Raw genomic sequence first — 17,917 nt, forward strand, 5'->3', positions numbered from 1 at the left:
GGGTATAAACTAACTAAGAATACTTTTTTCAATTTCCAAGTTTTTTTCTAGAGCTCATAGAAAGAAGCCCAACAAAAAAGCCATGCAAAGTGGGTTCTGCATGGCTTTGGTTAGGGCAGCAATGGCACTGCCCTCGTCTAGGACTGGTTACATTGAGCTTTGGTCGAAATCGTTGCCTTGGTCAGTACCCGTTTGAGTATCCGAGTCGAAGCTGCCAGAGTCATCCGTGAAGTCAACACCTTGGTCTTGACCTCCCGCACTTGTCCAGTCGCTGCCGCCAGATTCCATACCCGCCATATCTGGTTGCTGATCTTGAGCAGAACCTTGCATGGTGTATTGATCATCGACTTCAACTTCAACCGTGCCACTCGCACCTTCTACTGCGCTGCCCAATTCATCGTAACCTTGGAATTGGATTTCGCTTGTACCTTCGTAACCTTCTGGTAAGTCAACCGATACTGGTTGATTCAGGTTGCCACTTAATGTGAAGCTGCCATCGCCATTATCCAGTGCGTTGCTTACTGATGCACCATCAGGTAGACCGGACATTTCTGCATAATCCACCGATTCGTTACCACTGACCTCATCTGGAACCGAGATAGAAATGGTATCGCCTGGTGCTGCAGTCACACCAGCTGCGCTCTCCTCTTCACTGTCTGCACCGTTTGCTACTTGCTCTTCAGGCTGTTGCACTTCGCCGACTTGCTGCTCTGATGATGCTTGAGCAGTTTGGATTTGTGACTCGTCGCTTTGCGCTGAATCGTCCGCAACTTGGATGCTCAGATTCTGAGTCGATACTTCACCGTTGTCGTTGACCTGAACATCCATAGCCAAATTGCCATCGAAGTCATCGTTCGGCCAGTATGTCCACTCTTCATCACCTGATTTCGCGAAGAAACCAGCATCGTTTGCATCGGCGACATCCAACACTTCTGCAGAAGGGCTAATGCCAAGCTCATCAATCAACTGTGCTTCCGTTAGTGTTAGTGAACCATCATCAGCTAATGCGTAGCCTTCGCTGGTTGTGGTTTCACCTTCACCTTGGATGTCGACATTAAAGAAGCTCTCAATGCGGTTTTCACCGTCAGTTGCAATGAAGCCAATTTGAACATCTCCGGTGTAGCCTTCTGCTGGTGTGAATTGGTAGTTACCTTGGTTATCGGTCTCTATCACACCTTGACCTTCCATTAGGCTCACTGACTCAATACTCAAGCTGTCACCTTCTGCATCGCTCAAGGTCGATAGCATGTCATCACTGGTGAACGACAAGGTGCCATCCGCTGCCATTTCTGTGGTAGAAATGCTGTCGATTTCTGGAGAAGCATTCTCTTGTGGTGCGTCTTCTTTCACGACCACGCCTGTTTGCTCATCATGAAGCACACCGTCTTTATCAATCACGTAAGCGATATCCGCTTCACCAGTAAAGCCTGGTGCTGGATTGAATGTCCATGTGCCATCACCGTTATCGACTATCTCACCTTGGCTGCGATCAGCTAGGTGAACGAATTTCACTTCATCACCCGCGTCAGCGTCTACGTTTTCTGCCAATCCGATTAGGTCATCAGCGGTTAGGATAACGGGTTCACCCGCTAGGGTTTCGAAGTCACCTGAATCGATACCATCTTCGAACTCTTCTGGCTCGTCACCATAATCCACCGTTGTTGCGGTCACGGTTACGAAGAACTCGCCATTAAAGTCAGCCGGAGGCGTCATTTGCAAGTCTGAAATATCCCACTCGTTCAAGTCGATGTATTGACCCGGTTCCGTAATGGTAATGGTGTTCACACCATCCGTAACTTCGAAGCCAACAGGGAAACCAGTCATCACTAGGTTACTTAGCGTTTCTGAATCGTCGATTAGACCGACATTCAAGCCTAGGTGACCCGTTTCGTCCTCACCGAACACTAACGGACCATCATGGTCGGTTGTGATGACTGCGCCATCCGCAACAGGGCGAACAAACACTGGTACATCAAGTACTGTTTCAAACTCACCGTCACTTACCACAACTTGCAAGTCAGAAACCCCTGCAAAATCGCCAGTCGGTGTGAATGTCCAAGTACCGTCACCGTTGTCTGTTACCTCACCACCATCTTCACCTTCTGCGGTGATAATGCGTGATACGACTAGGTTTTCAGTATCGATATCGCCGAACAAGTTCATCAGGTCGCCAGCGTCGAAGGTGAATGCGCCATCTTCGTCGGTTGCCATAAAGGCATTACCCACATTGAATGGAGCATCGTTGACTGGAATAACATCCACATTCAACGAGCCTTCAACCACTTCTTCACCATCCGTCGCGGTGTAGCCCAGTTCCACCAAACCATTGAAGTCTTGAGTGGTTACCAAGTGGTACATACCATCTGGCTGCTGAGTTAATGTCGCGTTTGCAGGAGCACGAACCGTGATGCTTTCTACGCTGATTTCGTCACCATCAAGATCCGTAACTTGATCAGCGATGTAAGCTGGGTCAATCACCATGACCACATCTTCTTCGCCTTGCATCTGGATGGTTGGTGCTTCTGGTGCATCGTTAACCGCTTCGACGTTTAGATTGCCTTCAACCGGCGTAACTAAATCACCATCGCTGACGCCGAACGACATTGGCACATCACCGTTGAAGTTCTCAGCTGGAGTGAATGACCAAGTGCCATCACCGTTGTCTAGCAAGTCACCGTATTGCTCATCAATCACTAGGTCGACAGCAGACAGTTCATCGTAGGTGTTGTCGATGTCTGTCGCGTTAGCAAGCAACATGTCCTGCGTGATAAGAATGGTAGTATCTTCGGTGCCAGCAATATTCACTGGTGTTGATTGCGGCGCATCGTTAATTGGGTTCACCGTTAGGTCGACGCCCACTTCCACGCTCGCACCATCGTTATCAATCAAGTCGAAGCTTAGGTCGATATCGCCATTGAAGTTCGCATCAGGCGTAATCGTAAAGCTACCATCTTGGTTCTCAACAACGGTTGCATTGGCTACCGCGGTTAAGTTCACTGCTTCTAGATTATCGCTGCCTACGTCACCCGCTTGAGCCAGTAACTGCTCTTGACTCAATGTGATTGAACCGTCTTCATCGACGCTGTAAGCCAAATCGCCAGATACCGGAGCATCGTTGACTGGCAATACATCAATGTTCGCGTTGGTTGTCGCAATTGCACCGTCTTCATCAGCCACTACTACGTCTAGGCTTACGCCACCATTGAAGTTTTCATTTGGCGCGAAGCTGTAAGTGCCATCGTCATTCGCTGTTAGAATGCCGTCGCTACCACTGTAAGAGACGCTTTCTAAGCTCACGTCGCCTTCCACATCGCTTGACTGCGCTAGCAGTTGCTCTTCCGTGAAGATAATGACTTCGTCTTCATTAACAGAGTAACTTGTCGCACCTGCGATTGGCGGATCGTTCACCTCAAGTACTGTGATACCCGCAGTGGTTGAGTCTGTCGCACCCTCTTCATCGACAACTACAACGTCTAGGCTGACCTCGCCATTGAAGTTCTCGTTTGGAGAGAAGGTGTACGTACCATCGCCATTGTCTTGGAAGACGCCATCGTTGCCACTGTAAGTCACACTACTGATGTCTACGTCGCCTTCAATATCCGACGAATTAGCCAGTAGTTGCTCGTCACTGATGGTGATCGAGTTGTCTTCATGTACGGTGTAAGACGTGCTGCCTGCCACCGGTGGATCGTTCTCTGGCGTCACACTCACATCAATGTTGGCAGAGGTGGTATCCGTACCGTCTGATACATCAAACGTGAAGTTCACATCGCCATTGAAGTTCTCGTTCGGTGCGAAGCTGTAAGTGCCGTCACCATTGTCAGTAAGAACACCATCGGCACCTGTGTAAGTCACGCCTTCAACTGTTAGGTTGTCATCTTCTACATCCGTCGCGCCTGTTAGCAAGTCTGCGTCTGTAAAGGTAAGAATACCGTCCTCACCCACGGTGAACGCTTGATCTTGTGGCTCTGGAGCGTCATTGACTGGTGTAACGGTTAGGTCAAGACCAGCCGCAACCACTTCTTCGCCATCCGTGACATCGTAACTAAACTCAATGTCACCGTAGAAGTTCTCGCTTGGAGTAATGGTGAAGCTGCCATCCTCGTTCATTTCAACCGTTGCATTTTCATCATTGGTGCTTAGGTTGATTGCACTTAGGTCATCGCCATCGATATCGATATCGATATCGATATCGATATCAACAGCGTGCTCCAGTAACTGCTCTTGAGTCAACGTGATGCTGTTGTCTTCGGCAGTGACCGCCGTGATATCACCCGTAACTTCTGGTGCATCATTGGTTGGCGAGATATGAATCGTCACATCTTGCGTCGCTGTCGCCGTGGTTCCGGTATCTACATCCGTAGAAGTTGCATTCACGGTTAGCGTCACATCGCCATTGAAGTCCGCAGAAGGAATAAACTCTAGCCCTTCTAGCTCGCCTGGTTGTAGTGACCAAGTGCCGTCCCCGTTATCAACACCAGCCGATAGTGCGCTGCCTTCTGGCACATCTTCAATCAAGATAGAGAGGTTTTCTGAACCATCGGTATCGGTTAAAGCCGCATCAATATCAAGCGGCACTGGCGTATCTTCGGTACCAATGATTTGGTAATCCGCGTCCGCTACCGTGATTTCGATGTTGTCGATGCCGAACGACTCGTCAGGAATACTTTGGTTTAACGTAGAACCAAAGCCTAACTGAAGCTGACCGTCTTCCACCGGAACGGTTAAGTTCACTTGGTGAGCCTGATCATTCCAGAAGCTAAAGCCTTCGCCCTGTGAAGATCCATGGACGACTTCACCCACTTCATTACCGTTAGAGTCGTAAAGCGTTGTCGTACCATCTTGAGTACGGAACACTGAGTTTTCCAAGGTGGTTAGCTGTTCGCCGCCGACAAAGATTTGGAACGACTCGCCATCCCAAGAATCGATTTCGTAAAAGCTAAACGAGATATTCACTTCGTTGACATCGCTTGGGATCTCGTAGGTTTTGCTGACCGCTTCATCACCGCCAGTGCCACCAATACGACCCAGCATATCGCCCGTTTCGAAGCCTTGAGAGCTCTCAGTGTTCGCGCTCCAACCGTTCGAGCCAGACTCGAAGTTATCAGACGCAATCACCAAGTCTGAAGCAATCGACAGCTCTGGCATATCGACCACAGATTGAACATCAATGTTCGCTTCTGCTGGCACGGTTGCGGTGCCATCGTTGACATCAAACGTTACGTTCACGTTGCCATCGAAGTTTTCATTCGGTGCAAAATTGTACGTGCCATCACCGTTATCAACCAAGGTACCACTATCAGAAGCAACATTTTCAACCGTTAAGTTATCACCATCGATATCACCTGCATTTTGCAGCAGTTGCTCTTCAGTGAAAGTGAAGCTGGTGTCTTCTTGCGTGACAAACTGTGGCTGACCAACCGTTGGTAAGTCGTTCACTGGGTTCACAGTCAGATCGGCAGTCGCTTGAATGGTTGCATCGCCGTCCGTAATGTCGAAGCTCAGATCAATGTCGCCATTGAAGTCTGCATCCGGTGTGATAGTGAAGCTACCATCATCGTTCGCAACAACGGTCGCATTGCCGTCAACAGTCAGGTTGGATGCAGTTAGGTCATCACCATCCACGTCGCCGGCTTGAGCAAGAAGTTGCTCTTGGCTGAGAGTGATAGAACCATCTTCATCCACGCTGTAAGCCAAATCACCTGATACCGGAGCATCGTTGACTGGCAATACATCAATGTTTGCATTGGTTGCTACCGTTGCACCATCTTCATCGGTCACGACAACATCTAGGCTGACATCACCGTTGAAGTTTTCGTTTGGTGCGAAGCTGAATGTACCGTCGCCGTTATCGGTAAAGATACCGTCGGAGCCGCTGTAACTTACGCTATCAATCGCGACGTCACCTTCAACATCAGAAGCATTCGCCAATAGCTGCTCAGAGCTAATGGTGATGACCTCGTCTTCGTTCACTGAGTAGCTAGTTGCGCCGGCAATTGGTGGATCGTTCACCTCAAGTACCGTAATACCTGCGGTGGTTGAATCCGTCGCACCGTCTTCATCTACCACGACGACATCTAGGCTCACTTCACCATTGAAGTTCTCGTTTGGCGAGAAGGTGTAAGTACCATCGCCATTGTCTTGGAACACGCCATCTGCGCCGCTGTAGCTGACGCTGTCGATTGCTACTTCGCCTTCGACGTCAGATGAGTTAGCCAATAGTTGTTCGTTACTGATGGTGATCGAATTGTCTTCATGCACCGTGTAAGACGTGCTGCCTGCCACCGGTGGATCGTTCTCTGGCGTCACGCTTACGTCAATATTTGCGGTCACGGTATCCGTGCCGTCAGAGACATCGAAGGTAAAGTTTACGTCGCCATTGAAGTTCTCGTTTGGCGCGAAGCTGTAAGTGCCGTCACCGTTGTCGGTTAGGACACCATCTGCGCCAGTGTAGCTCACACCTTCAACCGATAGATTATCGCCATCGATATCCGTTGCGCCATCAAGCAGATCTTCATCAGTGAACAACAAGACGCCATCTTCACCAATGGTGAACGTTTGATCTTCTGGCTGTGGTAGGTCGTTAACTGGATTAACCGTCAGGTCAGCTGTTGCAACGATAGTGTCGGTGCCATCGTTGATGTCGAACGTGATGTCAATGTCGCCATTGAAGTTCGCGTCAGGCGTAATGGTAAAGCTACCATCATCATTAGCCGTAACCGTCGCATCACCGTCAACCACTAGGTTAGAAGCGGTTAGTGCATCACCTTCTACATCCGTTGCTTGTGCCAACAATTGTTCTTGGCTTAGCGTGATCGAGTTGTCTTCATCGACGCTGTAAGCCAAGTTACCCGATACTGGAGCATCATTGATTGGCAGAACATCAATGTTTGCCGTCGTCGATGCGGTCGCACCATCTTCGTCCACGACTACAACATCAAGGTTCACTTCACCATTGAAGTTTTGGTTTGGTGCAAAGCTGAACGTACCATCACCATTGTCGGTAAAGATACCTTCACTTCCACTGTAGCTCACGCTATCTAGTGCTACCTCACCTTCAATATCGGAGGAGCTCGCCAACAACTGTTCTGCGCTGATGGTGATAACTTCATCTTCATCAATTGTGTAACTGGTTGTGCCTGCGATTGGTGGATCGTTCACCTCAAGAACGGTAATTCCCGCTGTTGTTGTATCAACCGCGCCGTCCTCGTCAACCACGACAACATCAAGGCTAACATCGCCTGTAAAGTTTTCGTTTGGTGAGAAGGTGTAAGTATCATCGCCATTAATTTCTAGCACACCGTCGTTACCGCTGTAGCTCACGCTGCTGATCGCAACATCACCCTCGATATCAGACGAATTAGCCAGTAGTTGCTCGTCACTAATGGTGATCGAGTTATCTTCATGCACTGTGTAAGACGTGCTGCCCGCAACTGGTGGATCGTTCTCTGGCGTAACTGTTACATCGATATTCGCGGTCACGGTGTCCGTGCCATCAGAAACATCAAAGGTGAAGTTCACGTCGCCATTGAAGTTCTCATTTGGTGCGAAGCTGTAAGTGCCATCACCATTGTCAGTAAGAACACCGTCCGCGCCTGTGTAAGTGACACCCTCTACCGATAGATCATCACCATCGATATCCGTTGCGCCATCCAGCAGGTCTTGATCAGTGAAGGTCAACACACCATCTTCACCAATGGTAAACGCTTGATCTTCTGGCTGCGGCAAGTCATTAACTGGGTTAACGGTTAGGTCCGCCGTTGCAACAATAGTGTCGCTGCCATCGTTGATATCGAACGTGATATCAATGTCGCCATTGAAGTTCGCATCTGGCGTGATAGTGAAGCTACCATCGTCGTTTGCCGTAACCGTTGCATCGCCATCAACCACTAGATTAGATGCAGTTAATGCGTCACCTTCTACATCCGATGCTTGAGCAAGAAGCTGCTCTTGACTCAACGTGATTGAGTTGTCTTCGTCGACGCTGTACGCCAAGTTACCCGAAACTGGTGCATCATTGATTGGTAAGACATCGACTGTGATGTAAGTATCGACCTCTGCGCCATCTTCATCACGAATGGTCACATCCAACTGTACTTGACCGTTGAAGTTTTCATTCGGTGCAAAGCTACAAGTACCATCACCGTTTACTGAGAAGATACCATCTGGACCGTCGTAGCTGATGCCTACTAGCTCAACGTCGCCTTCAACATCCGAAGCATTCAGTAGCACTTGCGATTCACTAAACGTTAGAACTTGGTCTTCATCGATAGTGTATGCGGTAGGACCTGCGATTGGTGGGTCATTTACCTCAATCACAGTAATGCCAGCAGTGGTAGAATCCGTTGCACCTTCTTCATCGACAACGACCACATCTAGGCTCACCTCGCCGCTGAAGTTCTCGTTTGGTGAGAAGGTGTAAGTACCATCACCGTTGATTTCTAACACACCATCGTTACCGCTGTAGCTCACGCTATCAATCGATACATCACCTTCAATATCCGATGAGTTCGCTAGTAGCTGTTCATCACTGATGGTGATCGAGTTATCTTCATGCACTGTGTAAGACGTGCTACCTGCCACTGGTGGATCGTTCTCTGGAGTGACTGTCACATCGATATTCGCGGTCACGGTGTCCGTGCCATCAGAAACATCGAAGGTAAAGTTCACATCACCATTGAAGTTCTCATTCGGTGCGAAGCTATACGTACCATCGCCATTGTTAGTTAGGACACCGTCCGCGCCAGTGTAAGTGACACCTTCAATCGAGAGGTCATCGCCATCGATGTCCGTTGCACCTGTTAGCAGATCCGCATCAGTAAAGGTCAGTACACCATCTTCGCCAACAGTGAACGCTTGATCTTGTGGCTCTGGTGCGTCATTGACTGGTGATACCGTTAACTCAAGGTTCGTTGAGACAACATCATCGCCGTCAGACACATCGAACGTAAAGGTGATATCACCATTAAAGTCCGCATCTGGCGTTAAGGTGTAAGTACCGTCACCATTGTCTGTGATGGTGATGTTTTCATCATCCGTCGCCAGATTCAGTGCTGTCAGTTGGTCTCCATCTAAGTCACTCGCATTCGCTAATAAGTCGTCTTGAGTGATCAGAATAGAACCATCTTCTTCGACCTGAGCAGATACCGGCAGCGCTTCCGGAGCATGCTCAATCGTTGCCCCAGTTGCGTTAATGTAGATGGTTTGGGACACGGTTTCAGAATCGTCATTCGATAATTCTGTTGCGGTGGCTGTCACGTGAACCTCAAGCTGCTCAGAGAAGTCTTCAGGCAGTTGAATTTCAATTTCTTTATCAATCGCCGTGGTTGGTATTGCAACTGAACCATCGGGACCAACAGTCACTTCACCACTGTAGATTTGACTGTTTACTTCACCGACATCAATAGTGAAGTTAAAGTCGGTGTAATCGGCATCACCGCCACCGTAGAGATCTTCAAAGCCGTAAACCAATTCACCGTCTTCGTTCACGGTAGTTCGGGTATGTTCAATACCATCTTGGTTGAGCTCTGAGCTTGAACCACCATGGAAGACTGCATCACCGAATTGGCTTTGAATCACGGTTTCAGAACCATCAGCGCCAACAAACACGAGTTGTGGGTCAACCGTATCCATGTTCGCAGGAGAGCCATCTGCTGCACGGAACTCGTACTGACCATCTTGCATAGATGCAAAGTCATTGAAGTTATGACCGTTAGGAATCAAGAATAGGTTGAAACTTTCCCCTTCCGAGATTTGAAAGCTGAACTGATCTTGTCCCGGAATGAGATCACCGCCTCCGCCAACTTGAGAGGCATTTTCGTACACCACTTCAACGCCCGTGATGTTGCCATCTTCATCGACTTTGTAGTAACCCGCTGTGTTTTGGTAACCCGCGGTTTCACCTTCAAACGTAACCGTAATTTCAGTATCGCTGTAACTGGTGATACCGTTATCTTGATCGTTAAGTACACCTTCGTTGTCGTAACTGATGACGGAGCCTTCTGGCACGCCATCAACGGTCACAGTCAGCGTTTCAGAAAGGTCTTGGTCTACGAGCGCAGCCGCAATATTCAGCTCAACAATGCCGCCTGGATCAACCAAAATAGCGTTATCATCGATCACAGCACCATCACCATCTGTAATGGCAAGATCAGGTGCATCCGCAACCGCTTCAATGTGGACATTGATGTCTTGTTCTACTTCATCCGTGCCGTCAGAAACCGTAAAGCTGAACTGTAAATCACCACTAAAGTGTTCTTCTGGAACAAAGCTAAACGTACCATCACCGTTGTCGGTGACCGTACCTTCATCACCTGAATAACTGATACTGGTAACGGTTAGGTCATCACCTTCAATATCGATAGCGCCATTGAGCAAGTCCCCCTGAGTAAACAGGATACTGCCATCTTCTTCGATGCTATACATGGCTGGTGCGACAATTGGGATATCGTTGACGGGATTAACCGTCAGTGTCATATCAGTTGAAGTGCTTAGCTCGCCGTCGTTCACTTCATAGGTAAACGCAATTTCACCATTAAAGTTCTCAGATGGCGTCACGGTATAGGTACCGTCACCATTATCAACAATGCTTGCATTTGGATCGTTAGTCTCAAGCGCGGTCGCGTATAGATCATCACCGTCTTGGTCGCTTGCATTCTCAAGCAACATATCTTGTGTCACGAGGATAGAGCCATCCTCGTCCACGTCTGCCACGATTGGTGCAGCTTCTGGTGCGTCGTTGACGAACTCAACTTTCAAGTCGATGTTTGCCGCCACCACATCGGTGCCATCGCTCACATCAAACGTGAGGTCAACATTACCAAAGAACCCCTGCTCTGGCGTTAACGTGTAAGTGCCATCGCCATTGTCTGTTACTTGAACCGTATCGCTCAAGCTCGTCACGTTCACAACAGATAAGTCATCGCCTTCGATGTCCGTCGCTTGAGCCAGCAACTCTGCTTCAGTAATCGTGATGGCTTCGCCGTCTTCTGTGGTGAAGGACAAATCAGGCACATCTGGCAGGTCGTTCACTGGGTTAACGGTGAGGTTTAGATCCGCAGCGACGGTTTCAATCGCATCAGTTACGTCATAAGTAAATTCGATTTCACCAAAGAAGTTTTCGCTCGGTGTAATCGTGAAGCTACCATCAGCGTTCTCAACGATGGTTGCATTAGGATCGTTGGTCGACAGGTTCACCGCTTCAAGATTGTCACCATCCACGTCCGTCGCGTTCGCTAACAAGTCTTCTTGAGTGATGGTAATCGAGCCATCTTCGTCCACGACTGCATCAATAGGACCGCTGACTTCCGGTGCTTCATTGACGATCTCGACATCAATTGAGGCGGTACTTGGTGCACTTGCTTGACCATCACTGATTTCGAAGGTTAGGTTCACTTCACCGTAGAAGTTCGAAGTTGGCTCGAAGGTAAAGGTGTTGTCGCCGTTGTCTGTCAACGTACCTTGTGACTGGTCAACAAGCAGTAGATTCTCGATATGCAGAATGTCGCCATCCACATCGGTCGCACCTGATAACAGGTCTTTTGCTTCGATGATGATGGTGCCGTTTTCTAGCATTTGAGTATGCAGCGGTGCACCAGGAACTGGCACATCGTTGACCGGAATAACGGTCAGATCTAGATGGGTATCGACTTCATCGGTGCCATCGAAGACTTTGTAATCGATATCGACTTCACCATTGAAGTTTTCATTCGGCATAAAGGTGTAAGTGCCTTCGCCATTGTCGACAAGCTCACCGTTATCACCGCTGTAAGAGATATCAGAGATAGACAGCGCATCGCCTTCCACATCACTTGCATTGGCAAGCAGATCGTCCGCGCTAAACGTAATGCCCACATCCTCATCTGTCGACAACACAATCGGACCAGAAACGATTGGCGCATCGTTTACTGCTTCGAAGTTGATGTTGATGATGTTGTCGTCAGTGAGTTCACCATCTGTAACTTGGTAACCAAGCTCAATCTCACCGTAAAAGTTCTCAGCTGGTGTGACTGTCCATGTACCATCGCCGTTGTCGGTTAACGTCGCGTGCTCCGCGTTATCCCCCACCAGCTCTAGGTTTTGAATATCAAGAACGTCACTATCGATATCACTCGCTTGTGCTAGAAGCTGTTCTTCTGTGATAACCACAGAGGCAAACTGCGTAGAACCTTCGGTATCGATGGTCACATTTGGCAGGTCAGCGGTCAGTTCGATTTCACTGTCACCTTCACGGATATTCAGTTCGACCGTTTCAGTGATTTCCGTGCCGTCCACACCAATAGATGTAAATACTGCTTCATCATGACAAGTTTGCGAAACCGTCATGTTTTGAACCACATAAGTACCGTTACCTTGAATCGTTCCTAACTCAAAGTAAGACACTGGCTCGTTCACCGTTAGAGTGTAATCCGTCTCATAGCTACCACGATCTTCTTTGTGGTAAGTCATTGAGTCGATCAAGTCACCCTCAGAGTTGAATGCTCGAATTTCGACTTCTGTAAAGTGGCGAGACTCTTCCATAAACCAGCCGCCTAGACCATCTAGGTGGAAGCTGATTTCGTTGATGTCTTGACCTTCAACGGTTACAGTCAGTTTTTCATCGCCACTCAAACCTTGGCGGTCAGTATCGCCAATACCATGCCCAATGTGCGTGTTACCATTCCAAGCACCAAGAGGGTCGTCATTACTTTGAACGGTAACTTTCAAATCGCCATCAACAAACTCACGTGTGTAAGGGTCAACAGCTGTACCCCAATCATCGAGGCTGGCGTTGTCATCAAAGGTACCAATTTGACTCGTATGCGTACCGTTTGCCAATGCATCATCATTTGGAATGAAGCGCACTTCCGTGTCTGCAGGAACCTCCTGCCCGACTTCTAGCTGTACCCATTCGTCATTTAGATTCGCTTCAATGATGCCGTTTTCAGGGGCTTGGTCGAGACGTAACGCAGGCTCTTCACGCAGAGAAACACCCACTGTTTGGTCTTCTTCCGCTTGAATAAAGATTTCGTCGCCCGCTTCTGGCGCATCGTTGACAGGGTTAACGGTCAGATCCAGCGTGGTCAGAACATCATTTTCGCCATCGCTGATGTTGTAAGTGAAGTCCAACTCACCGTTAAAGTTTTCGGTGTGCGTAATGGTGAAAGAACCATCGTCGTTGGCTACGATCGTCGCATCTGGGTCATTGGTTTGTAGATTACTAGCAACAAGGTCATCACCTTCAATATCTGTCGCATTCGCAAGCAACTGTTCTTGCGTGATGGTGATGGCGTTATCTTCATCCACTTCAGCTTGAATGCCTGACGTTTCTGGTGCGTCGTTCACCGCGATAACATCGATGCCTGCGGTTGTTGTATCCGTTGCACCATCTTGATCGATAACCGTAACGTCGAGCGAAATGTTACCGTCAAAGTTCTCATTTGGCGTGAAGGTATATGTGCCGTCGCCATTGTCCACGAAGCTACCGTCGTTACCGGAGTAGCTAACATTCGCCAAGGCTACGTCGCCTTCCACATCAGAAGAGTTGGCTAACAACTGCTCGTCACTAATGGTGATTTGACCGTCTTCTTGAACCGTGTAAGACGTAGAACCTGCAACCGGTGGATCGTTCACTGGTGTCACGCTGACATCAATGAATGCTGGTGTTGAACCTGTGCCGTCAGACACATCGAATGTGAACTGAACATCACCGTTGAAGTTCTCATTCGGCGCGAAGCTATAAGTGCCATCACCATTATCGGTAAGTACACCATCCGCACCTGTGTAGAGAACGTTTTCGATAGACAGATCATCGCCGTCAATATCCGATGCGCCTTCCAATAGGTCTGCATCCGTGAACAGCAAAGTGCCGTCTTCTTCTACCGTGAACTGTTGATCTTGCGCTTGTGGCAAGTCATTCACAGGATTAACCGTAATATCCAGACCAACTTGTACCGAGCCACCATCGTTATCAATGATATCGAAGGTCAGATCTAGGTCGCCGTTGTAGTTTTCATCCGGTGTGATGGTGTAACTGCCATCATCGTTGTATTGAATCGTCGCGTTGTCATCTGTCGATAGATTGATGGCTTCAAGGTTCTCGCTATCAATATCGCCCGCTTTGGCAAGCAACTGCTCTTGGCTTAGCGTTATTGAGCTGTCTTCGTTGATGGTGTAAGCCAAATCACCCGATACAGGTGGATCGTTGATTGGCAATACGTCGACATTGATGTGCGTATCAACGGTTGCCCCATTTTCATCTTGAATGGTCATATCCAATTGAACTTGACCATTGAAGTTCTCGTTTGGTGCAAAGCTACAAGTACCATCGCCATTGACGGTAAAGATACCATCCGAACCTTCATAGCTGATGCCAACAAGCTCTACATCGCCCTCGATATCAGATGCGTTGGCAAGAATTTGTGACTCACTGAATGTCAGTACTGAATCTTCGTCAATCGTGTAAGACGTTGGACCGGCAACTGGAGGGTCATTCACTTCAATGACGGTAATGCCTGCGGTTGTTTCGTCAATCGCACCTTGCTCATCCGCCACAATCACATCAAGGCTGATATCACCGCTGAAGTTCTCATTCGGCATGAAGGTGTAAGTGCCGTCACCGTTGTCTTGGAATACGCCATCGGTGCCTGAATAAGTCACGCTATCGATAGACACCGCACCTTCCACATCCGAAGAGTTAGCCAGAAGCTGCTCGTCAGAAATGGTAATCGCATTATCTTCATCAACCGTGTAAGACGTTGAACCCGCAACCGGAGGATCGTTCACTGGAGTGACGCTCACATCCACATTGGCAGGTACGGTCTCAGTGCCGTCAGAAACACCAAAGCTAAAGCTGACGTCGCCGTTGAAGTTTTCATTTGGCGCAAAGGTGTAAGTACCATCGCCGTGGTCAGTCAGCACACCATCGCTGCCTGTGTAGCTAATGCCATCAACCGTTAAGTTATCGCCATCGATATCGGTCGCACCAGCAAGCAAGTCTGCATCGGTAAACTGAAGCGTGCCGTCTTCTTCAACACTGAACTGCTGGTCTTGAGGAACAGGAAGATCGTTAACCGGATTAACCGTTAGATCCGCCGTTGCTTGGATAGTGTCTGTGCCGTCCGTAATGTTGAATTGGATATCAATGTCACCATTAAAGTCCGCATCTGGTGTAATCGTGAAGCTGCCATCATCGTTCACTGTAACGATTGCGTTTCCATCAACAGTCAAATCGCTAGCAGTCAGGTCATCGCCTTCAATATCAGACGCTTGAGAAAGAAGCTGCTCTTGGCTGAGTGTAATCGCACCGTCTTCATTAACGCTATAAGCCAAATCACCCGATACTGGCGCATCATTGATTGGCAATACATTCACATTGATGACGGTATCAACTTCTGCTCCATCTTCATCGCGAATGGTGACATCAAGTTGAACTTGTCCGTTAAAGTTCTCGTTTGGCGCGAAGCTGCACGTGCCATCATCGTTAACGGTGAAAATGCCATCCGGACCATCGTAGCTAATGCCGACTAGCTCAACATCCCCTTCCACATCAGAGGCATTCAGCAGCACTTGCGACTCACTAAAGGTCAGAACTGAATCTTCATCAATGGTGTAAGAAGTTGGTCCTGCGACTGGTGGATCGTTCACTTCCAGTACTGTAATGCCAGCAGTGGTGACATCCGTTGAGCCTTCTTCATCAGCGACGACAACATCAAGCGTCACTTCACCATTAAAGTTTTCATTTGGAGAGAAGGTGTACGTACCGTCTCCATTGATTTGCAACACACCATCGCTGCCAGAGTAGCTCACGCTATCAATCGAGACATCCCCTTCTAAATCCGAAGAGTTTGCCAACAGTTGCGCGTCAGAAATGGTAATAGAGTTGTCTTCGTGAACCGTGTAAGACGTTGAACCAGCCACAGGAGGATCATTCACCGGCGTAACGCTCACATCCACATTCGCTGAAACTGTATCTGTGCCATCAGATACATCAAAGCTGAAGTTTACATCGCCATTGAAGTTCTCATTTGGCGCAAAGCTATACGTGCCATCGCCATTGTCAGTTAGAACGCCGTCGGTGCCTTCATAGCTGATTCCCGTTACAGAAAGGTCATCGCCTTCAATGTCGGTAGCACCTGCAAGCAGATCCGCATCAGTAAATTGCAGTGTGCCATCCTCTTCCACACTGAATTGTTGGTCTTGAGGAACAGGCAGATCGTTGATTGGATTAACGGTTAGGTCAGCAGTTGCTTGAACAGTATTCGTGCCATCTGAAATATCGAAGCTAATGTCAATATCACCATTGAAATCTGCGTCTGGCGTGATAGTGAAACTACCATCGTCATTTTGAGTCACCGTCGCATTGCCATCTACCGAAAGATTAGATGCCGTCAGTGCGTCGCCTTCCACATCAGAAGCTTGCGACAACAACTGTTCTTGGCTCAAACGAATCGAGCCATCTTCGTCCACTGAGTAAGCAAGGTTACCAGACACTGGCGCATCATCGACTGGTGTGACGCTTACATCCACATTCGCTGAAACTGTATCTGTGCCGTCGGACACATCAAAGCTGAAGTTCACATCGCCATTGAAGTTTTCATTTGGCGCAAAAGTGTAAGTCCCATTGCCGTTGTCGGTAAGGATGCCGTCACCACCGTCGTAGCTTACGCCCTCAACTGTTAGGTCATCGCCTTCAATATCCGTTGCGCCAGCAAGCAGGTCAGCATCGGTGAAGATCAGGGTGCCGTCTTCTTCCACCTCAAAGGTTTTATCTTCAGGCACTGGTGCGTCATTAATTGGACGAACGGTTAAATCGATAGAACTTGAAACGGTTTCTTGACCATCACTGATATCAAACGTTAAGTCGAGCTCACCATTGAAATCAGCGTCCGGAACCACAGTGAACGTACCGTCACCATTATCTTGAACCGATGCATTCGCCCCGACTTGGACGTTAGACGCAACAAGGTCGTCGCCATCAACATCACTTGCGTATTCGAGTAATTGTTCTTGCGTGAAGGTAATGGTGCCGTCTTCATCCATGATGTAAGCCAGATCTTGTTCTACCTCTGGCGCATCGTTTTCACCTTCGACTTTAATTTGGAACGTTTCGCTCGTGGTTTCAGAGTCGAAATCATCTTCTACTTGCGTCGTGGTCTCTTCACTGGTGTCTTGAACGTCCACCGCAAAGGTTTCTTCTGTGGTTTCTGAATCTAGGTTATCACCACCTTGTGAACCTTCAGAATCGGATGAAGAGGCACTTGGCGCAGCCGAAGTTTGTACAGCTTGTCCTTGTGCTTCATTGCCTTCTGCGTCCGTACCACCTTCAGAGCCAGAGGCATCGCCGCCACCAACAGCTTGTGCACCCGCACCTGAAGCCGCACCGCCGCTGCCAGCCGCTTCTTCACCAGACCCTCCGTCTGATGCCACGCTGTCTACCACGTTCGATTGAGCGGCATCCGAACCACCGCTACTCTCTGGCGCGTCTTCTTGTACCGCACCACCGGACGCCGAGGCTTCTTCCTCAGCACCTGCACCACTTGGGTTGTCTTCCATCGCCTGATTGGCTTCGTCTGCTGCGTCGGTATTTTCAGCACCCGTCGCTACGGTCGAAGCAATCGTATTCTGTTGGTTTTGCTGATTCTGCTGCTGGGAGGGCGTGCCCGCGTCATTGGTTTCCGTTTGTTCTACCGCGTCATTTAGGTCTTTGTTTTGGTTATTTTGGTTGTTGTCACCTGCCATTACAGCCTCCGTTGCCATTAGCTAACTGATCGTGTTTAGAGGCAGTAAAGGACACCATTCTGGAAAACCAACTTTTTTATCCAACTTTTTTCATACTCATGTTGTTTAACCAGAAAGAGGTAAAAAAAATTTGAAAACGCAATTTAAAGATCCTTAGTTATTGTCATTAAAGCAATTAGGGCGGTGGGACAATGATAAA

General features: G+C 48.6%; 1 protein-coding gene. It reads right to left on the reverse strand.

The annotated features are described in order from the left end of the window. Window positions 1–147: 147 nt before the first annotated feature. Window positions 148–17,718, reverse strand: a complete 17,571-nt coding sequence (locus tag VHA02S_RS06085) for a tandem-95 repeat protein (protein ID WP_038898224.1) — start codon at window positions 17,716–17,718, stop codon at window positions 148–150. Between the last annotated feature and the right edge of the window lie 199 nt (window positions 17,719–17,917).

The sequence above is a fragment of the Vibrio harveyi NBRC 15634 = ATCC 14126 = KCTC 12724 genome (assembly GCF_001591145.1).
GTDB lineage: Bacteria > Pseudomonadota > Gammaproteobacteria > Enterobacterales > Vibrionaceae > Vibrio > Vibrio harveyi.